General features: G+C 67.5%; 7 protein-coding genes. 6 read left to right on the forward strand and 1 reads right to left on the reverse strand.

Features of this window, described 5'->3' with window-relative positions:
* The first annotated feature begins 123 nt into the window (after positions 1–123).
* The 4 genes from BLW43_RS22000 (at position 124) to BLW43_RS22015 (ending at position 2,667) form a co-directional block, all read left to right on the forward strand.
* Positions 124–654 carry a hypothetical protein gene (locus BLW43_RS22000; RefSeq protein WP_139284202.1) on the forward strand — a complete coding sequence of 177 codons (531 nt, stop codon included), beginning with the start codon at positions 124–126 and terminating at the stop codon, positions 652–654.
* Positions 654–944 (forward strand): hypothetical protein, encoded by a 291-nt coding sequence (locus BLW43_RS22005; RefSeq protein WP_093256937.1) that lies wholly within the window; start codon positions 654–656, stop codon positions 942–944. Before BLW43_RS22000 ends, BLW43_RS22005 begins: the two co-directional genes overlap by 1 nt.
* Positions 945–2,095: 1,151 nt before the next feature.
* Positions 2,096–2,332 carry a type II toxin-antitoxin system ParD family antitoxin gene (locus BLW43_RS22010; RefSeq protein ID WP_093256939.1) on the forward strand — a complete coding sequence of 79 codons (237 nt, stop codon included), beginning with the start codon at positions 2,096–2,098 and terminating at the stop codon, positions 2,330–2,332.
* Positions 2,329–2,667 carry a type II toxin-antitoxin system RelE/ParE family toxin gene (locus BLW43_RS22015; RefSeq protein ID WP_093256942.1) on the forward strand — a complete coding sequence of 113 codons (339 nt, stop codon included), beginning with the start codon at positions 2,329–2,331 and terminating at the stop codon, positions 2,665–2,667. Before BLW43_RS22010 ends, BLW43_RS22015 begins: the two co-directional genes overlap by 4 nt.
* Positions 2,668–3,247: 580 nt before the next feature.
* Here BLW43_RS22015 and BLW43_RS22020 read toward each other — a convergent pair.
* Positions 3,248–3,751: an EF-hand domain-containing protein gene (locus BLW43_RS22020; protein WP_093256945.1), complete on the reverse strand. Its 504-nt coding sequence runs from the start codon at positions 3,749–3,751 to the stop codon at positions 3,248–3,250.
* 978 nt (positions 3,752–4,729) lie between these two features.
* On the opposite strand from BLW43_RS22020, the gene BLW43_RS22025 reads away from it, so the two are divergent.
* Entirely contained in the window at positions 4,730–6,280 is a 1,551-nt protein-coding gene (locus tag BLW43_RS22025) for an amidohydrolase (protein ID WP_217632285.1), read from the forward strand.
* Positions 6,277–7,167, forward strand: a complete 891-nt coding sequence (locus BLW43_RS22030; protein ID WP_093256951.1) for a CobW family GTP-binding protein — start codon at positions 6,277–6,279, stop codon at positions 7,165–7,167. The genes BLW43_RS22025 and BLW43_RS22030 overlap by 4 nt, the downstream gene beginning before the upstream one ends.
* Positions 7,168–7,267: the final 100 nt, after the last annotated feature.

The following is a 7,267-nucleotide window of genomic DNA, read 5'->3' on the forward strand; positions in this document are numbered from 1 at the left end:
TTGCGGTCAGCGCGCCCTCCGCGCCCGCTACCGTCGCGCTCAACCTCGTAACACTGGGTGTCGCGCTAACTCGTAAGACTGGGTGTCCATTGACAGCCGCCCCTCAGCCGCGATATCGTCAAGGTGAAAGGCGTCCCCGCGAAGGCGGCGGCCCGTCGCCGTGAACTACTCGCCGAAGGCGTGAAGGCGGCTGGCGCGAACGTCGACACCATCAGCGCGAGCCTGATGCGGGCTGAGATGCGCCGGCACCTCGCCAGCCTCGATTCTGGCGGCGCCATGGCGCTGCTCGCAGACCCGGCGATGCCGCAGGCCGAACTGGCCGGGTGGATGGCCGCTACGACCGAAGGCCCTGCGGCTCTGGTAGGCATACCGGCCGATCAGATGGCTCGCATTGTCGCCGACGCCGCCGCGCGACTGTCCGACCCCATCAAGCTGCAGGCCGTCGCCGAACATGAAGCCGCCGCCGAGCTCGCGCGCGTCGCTCTGGACTACGCCATGGGCGAGCTGGCGAACGCGACCGGGCTGCAGCCAGCGGCGTTCGTCGCGTGGGCGATCAGCGAAGGCGCGCCGGCTGAGGCCTTTGATCCCGCTCTTGTGGAGGCCGCTGATCGGCAGGGCGCGGCCGTGGTCGCGAAAGCAGGGGGGGCCGTCTGATGGCTGTCGACGTGCACGCGCTGTTCGAGCGTATCGAGGCGATGCCCGAAGCCGAGCGCGAGGCGCACCATGAAGCGGTCCGCGCCGAAATCGCCCGGCGCCGCAACGCGTGGCGTGTCCAAGCGCTCGAGGGGCTTCACGACGTCGCGGCGCTGATCGACCTGGCCGGGCTGCTGGGCGACGCAGCGGGCGACGACGCCGGCCGGCGCGAGCTTCTGTGGGCGACCGCCGATCGGGCGAGGGCCGCTGCGATCGCGATCCGCGAGGCGCTGGGCGAACCGGCAGAGTGACGACCCGAAAGCGCGAGGTGCATTTTCGGTTAGGCGGGTAGGTAGGCAGGTAAAAGATCAGGCTTCCGAATTTAGACGTTAAATCATCGACTTAAGCTGATACATGGCGGAGAGGGTGGGACGCGCGCAAATCTCCAGTAACGGCGCAGAATGTGATTACATGATACTGTTTACATTGGAAAGTTTATTCCCTGCGGGACAAGCCTATGCGCGAGCCGACCGGTGATTTGTAACACAGTTTGTAACTCACTCCGTGCTGCACCTCGTGATCGCAACCGGGCGGACGACACCAAGCTCTCGCTCAGGTTTGTCTCAAACGCGGCCCAGATGGTCGACCGATTCGCCGGTAAATCGACCGGTCGCGGGGCGTCTTCCGGACCGCGGTTGACGGCCATTCGCCCGAGCGGCAGGAGTATCCTCAATAGCAGCCGGTCGACGGGGGATCCTGCTGCGACCTCTGGCTCGGGGTGCCCGGCGCCGACCCGACCGAGACGCGCGGGATTTCAGCCGTCCGCCCCGCGGCGCCTCTTGAGCGATGAGGGCCGCGCCCTCCCTCGGGTGGGCGCTTCGCGACGGCTGAGCGGCGCGGTTTATGGCGCAAACAACTTCGACGGCGCAGCGGGTTGAGGCGTTGCAATGCGCCCTCCCTTGGGGGAGGGAGGGCGCGGCCCGTGCTGGTCGCACGGGCCAAGGGTCGAGCGATGCGCCTTCAGGCCACCGGCCGCCTTCCGCGCATCATGTCGTCGAGCACCGCGCGCGTCGCCCCGTCCGGCGCCGCCAGAGCTGCCCCAGCGACCGGCCGCCGACCGCAACTGCAGTCGTTCGGCGCCCTCGCATCCGCTCAAGCCTTCGCCCCGGTGGTCCCTCCCGTTGTCGGCCGGTCGCGGGGAGTCTCGCGGAGCGTGGTAGCCGGCCATTCGCAGTGGGGGCGGGTATGAGATCAACCTCGTCGTCCGTCCCGCTGGGGCGGCTACGGGAAACGCGTTCCGGCTGGTCGAGGGGCGAGCGGTGGGGCGCGATAAGCGGACGCTCACGGCGTGCACGGACGCCTTCGCGGGGGCCGCTCGTTGCGCCCAAAGGGTGGTTGAACCCGAGGAGGAGCGCCTCACACCGACCTTGCCAAAATTTGCCAAGAGCTGCATGATCCGTCCATGGGCACCATGAACATCTCGCTGCCGGACCAGCTCAAGCGATATGTCGACGAGCAAGTCGCTGCTCGAAGCTATGGGACGAGCAGCGAGTACATACGCGAACTGATCCGGCGCGATCGCGATCGCGAGGCTCTCCGCGCGCTTCTCCTCGACGGCGCCGCATCCGAGGCCGGAACGCCCGTGGACGCAGCATATTTCGAGTCCCTTCGCCGTCAGGCGCGGCGCAGCGCTGAGTGACCAAGCCGGTCGCGCCGCGGACCGCGGCGAAGCGGGACGCCGAGTTGATTGTGTCCAGGTATGTCGACGAAGCAGGTGTCGACGTCGCATTGAGCTTCATCGACGAACTCGAAGACGCGTACCGATTCATCGCTGACAACCCGGCAGCCGGGTCGCCGCGCTATGGACTGATGCTAGATATCCCGGGTTTGCGATCCTGGCGCGTCCGCGGATTTCCGCACCTGATCTTCTACATTGAGCGGACCGACTTGCTGGACGTCTGGCGCATCCTCCACGGAAGCCGCGACGTGCCCGCGACGCTGGTCGACCACGATGAGACCGACGCGCGCCTATAGACATGCCGACGCCCAACTCCCGAGAAGCCGCCGGTCGCGGGGCAGAGGGCTAGGGGCGACGTCCGGTCATTCGCAGAAGCGATATCTACGCCGCGCCGCCTGCCGGTCGCCATGCGCCCGATCCGGGCGCAGCCGTGTCTGTGCCGCACCAATTCCGGGCCGGTGCGATGCGGTGCGCATGATGGAGCGCGTGCGGCGACGCCTTCCCGCCCGGCCGCAAAGGGAGGGAACTCGGTGTCCTGATAGTTTCATTTGGACACAAGTGCATTCCCTTTCCGGCGAAGTAATCCTCCTTCAATACATCCTGTGATTGTGGGTCTGCCAATCTCGCCTCGACCCCACGCAGCTGGCTGATCCGCCACCCCCAAGGTGTGAACAGACGCCGCGGAGTGCCCTCCCTCTAGACGAACACGATGATCATGGAGCCGACCGGCATCGGCGCCCCTCGCCGCTCCAGAGCCACGACACCCGTGACGCCGTCGACCGCGCCTGACCGGTGAAATGGCGTCCCCCTGTCTGACAACGGGCGCGCGTCTTTCCTCGTGCAAGGCCTGTCGCGCGCCCGCGCGTCACCGGCGGGTCAGCGACCCGTGAGGGCCTTGAACTCGTCGAAACTGATCGTGCCCGATGCGTCGCCGTCGCCCTGGGCGATCATGTCGTCGGCGGCGTCGGCGGACTGGCCCGTCGAAACCAGCGTCTTGCCAAGCTCCATCTTGTTGATCTCACCGTCGCCATCCCTGTCATAGACAGCGAATTCAGCGCGCGCATCTTCGTCGGGATCGCCCTGCGCAGCGCGTGCGGCCATCAGCGCCTCGTATTCCGCGAAGCTCGCCGTACCAGACCCATCCGTGTCCATCTCGCCCAACATCGAAGCGGCGGCAGCCTCGTCGCCACCCATTCTCGCGCCAAGTTCAACAACGGATATCTCACCGTCCCCATTCATGTCGAACAGACCAAACTCATCCGCTGACTGTGCGCCGGCCGCCGTCGCGGTCAGCAGGCATGCGGCAAGGGCGGTCAGAACCGCGACAGCGATCTGGTGGCCGCCCCGCGGGCTGCGGAAGCCGAAATCAGTCGTGTGCATGATCGAAAGTTCCTTTCATGGCTTGCAGTCCCGACTTTCCGCCGGGGACGGTAACGTCGCACGCTGGTGCATCAACGACGTCGCGATAGTACAACAGGAGCGCGACGAACCGGGGATCGACTACCGGTGCGACACTGGATCCCGCTCCTGTCGCCGGCACGGCAGCCCGCGCCCGGGTCAGGCGACGCAAGGCGCGTGCTGATCCCGGATCAGGCCGAGCGCGGAGTTTCGGTCCTTGGCCGACGAGATCAATACGACGAGGCCAGTCGGACGGCTGATGTTCGACGTGTTCGGACCCATCGCCGAGTTCTAGTGTTATCCGCCTGACGCACGATTCCCATGCACGGCCGGCTATGGCATGGTCGGAGGGTAAGACGCTCCGACTGTAGGTCGGCGCGGTGCGGCGCGGAATCCCGACACCGATCGGCATCGCAAGTCTCTGATCTTTCCTTGCGCGAGAGGGGTCTCGGCATCGCGCCTATCCACAGCCGCACAATCTCGTCCGCTTGCCCCTACCGAATGACGCCAATTGGTCGTAGGCAGCGCGCCGCCGCGTACGGGCTGGAGCCGCCACGCCGGCAATCGCCGCCTTGGCCTTTGCCTACACTGGCTTGATCGGGCATCTTCCGAACAGAGTGTGGACGGTGTCAGAGCAGTGCTCGGAGCTACGGGGCGCATTTTCCGGGTTTTGCCTGCTGATCGGCCAAATCTCTATCCAAGCGAGGGAGTTAGAACTTGGCGCGACCATCGACTTCCACCCCGACCCGCCGGGACGTGGTAACGACCGGCGCGGCAGGAGCCCTTTTCGCGGCCGCGCCATTCGGGCTTCGTCGAGAGGCCCGCGCCCAGACGGGGGCGGCGCCCGAGAAGATCTTTCGCGGCGGCGTGATCGTCACGGTCGATGATGCGCAGCCCAGAGCGCAGGCGGTCGCCATTGCGCGAGGGCGTGTTCTCGCGGTCGGGTCGGAAGCGGAGATCATGGCGCTCGCGACGGACGCCACCGAGATTGTCGAGCTCGACGGCGCGACACTGCTGCCCGGCTTCATCGACAGCCACGGCCACTTCATGAACGCGCCCCAGCTCGTGCGCTGGGTCAACGTCTCGGGCCAGCCTGTCGGCCCGGTGACGTCGATCGCCGACATCGTGGCCGAGATCCGTGCTCATGCCGAGCGCGTCCGGCCGGCGCCGGGCGAATGGATCGTCGGCTACGGCTACGACGCCAGCGTCATCTCGGACGGCCGCGAACTGTCGCGCGACGACCTCGACCCGCATTTCCCCGACAATCCGATCATGCTGATCCACGTCTCCAACCATGGCTGCGTGATGAACTCGCGCGGCTTCGAGATTTTCGGCGTCGACGCGACGACCCCGACGCCCGAGGGCGGCCTGATCCTGCGCAAGGCGGGCTCGAACGAGCCCGACGGGCTGCTGATGGAGACCGCGTTCCTGCCGATCTTCGCCGACCTGCCCAAGCCGGGCGCCGAGGAGCTTCTCGAAAGCCTCGACGCCGCGCAGGACATCTACGTCTCGCGCGGCGTGACGACTGCGCAGGAAGGGGCGACCCACAAGCCCGACCTCGAATTCCTGATCCGCGCCGCCGACGAGAACCGCCTGAAGATCGACGTGGTCTCGCTGCCGCTGGTGCTCGACTTCCCCGCGCTGATCGCGGAATACGCGCCGAACTTCCGGGGCGGCCCGATGGAGCTGCCCGAGACCACCGCGCAGGCGTTCGGGACCTATCGCAACCGGCTGAAGCTGCAGGGCGTCAAGATCCCGCTCGATGGCTCGCCGCAGGGCAAGACCGCATTCTGGACTGAACCGCTCCTGACCGGCGGCCCGGAGGGCGAGGAGGACTACGCGGGCTTCCCGCTGTTCCCGCCGGAAGTGGTCGCGCCGGTCGTCGCGGAATTCGTCGACAAGGGCGTGCAGTTGTTCGTCCACGCAAACGGCGACGCGGCGATCGACATGATCATCGACGCGATCCAGGCGGCGGGCGTGACCGCGGCGGATGACCGGCGCGACTGCGTGATCCACTCGCAGTTCATGCGGCCAGACCAGCTCGACGCCTATGCCGAGCTGGGCATGACGCCCTCCTTCTTCACCCTGCACACCTTCTTCTGGGGCGACCTCCATGTTGCGAACACCGGGCCGGAGCGGGCCGGCTTCACGAGCCCCATGGCGGCTGCGCGGGAGCGGGGGATCCGCTTTTCCAACCACTCCGACTTCTCCGTCACGCCGATGGACCCGCTGCGCATGATGCATTCCGCGATGACGCGGCGCTCGCGCTCGGGCGCCGTGATCGGCGAGGACCAGCGAGTGGACGCGATGACGGCGCTGCGCGCTCTGACCATCGACGCCGCCTGGCAGATCTTCGAGGAGGACCTCAAGGGCTCAATCGCGCCGGGCAAGCTCGCCGATTTCGTGATCCTCGACCGCAACCCGCTTGAGGTTGACGCCGACGCGCTGCTCGATCTCGCGGTGATCGAGACGTTCAAGGAGGGCGAGAGCGTCTGGAGCCGTTCGGCGTGAGCCTGCCGCTCACCGTTCTCGGCGGCTATCTCGGGGCAGGCAAGACGACGCTGCTAAATCGCATGCTGACCGGCGATCATGGGCGGCGGATCGCAGTGATCGTGAACGATTTCGGCGCGCTCAACGTGGATGCGAGCCTGATCGCCGACCATGCTGGCGACACCATCGCGCTGACCAACGGCTGCATCTGCTGCTCGGCGGCCGACGGCACGGCCACGGCCATCGCGCGCATTCTGAAGCGCGCGGCGGATTTCGACCATATCGCCATCGAGGCCTCGGGCGTGGCCGAGCCGGGCAAAGTCGCCCGCAACGCCGCCGCCTTCCGCCTGCCTCTCGACGGGGTGATCGTGCTGGCGGACGCAGAGCAGCTGCCGGAGCAGGCGGCGAACCGCTACACCGGCCGGGCCGTGGCCGCCCAGCTGCGGCAGGCCGATCTCGTCGTCCTCAACAAGACCGATCTGGCGTCGAGTGACAGCCTCGCCGCGAGCCGCGCCCTGATCGCGCGGCACGCGCCGGCCGCGCCGGTCATCGAGACGCGCCACGCCGATGTTCCGGCCTCCGTGCTGTTCGGCGCCCATGACGCCGATGTCGGTCGCCCCGACGCGGAGGCCTTGGCGCAGCCCGCCGACCATGACGCGGCGTACAAGAGCGCTCTCTTCGAGCGCGCCGAGCCGATGTCGCGGGCCGAGATCGAGGCGCTCGCCGCTAAGTTGTCGGCGCAGGCGATCCGGGCCAAAGGCCATGTCTCGCTCGCCGAAGACCCCAGCGCGCGCCACCTCTACCAGCAGGTGGGGCGCCGCTGGACGCTGACGCCCAACGGTCGATGGGGCGCAACGACGCCGTCCACGAGGATCGTGTCCATCGGGATTTCCCAGGTGCGCGGGTGACGCTTCTCCCGGAAAGCCGCCGGTGGCGCGGTCGATGGCCGGGCGCAGTCGACAGCCGTTCGCCCGATCCGCGGGATCGTCCTCGATGGCGGCCTGTCGC

Source organism: Rubrimonas cliftonensis (assembly GCF_900107585.1).
In the GTDB taxonomy this organism is placed as follows: domain Bacteria; phylum Pseudomonadota; class Alphaproteobacteria; order Rhodobacterales; family Rhodobacteraceae; genus Rubrimonas; species Rubrimonas cliftonensis.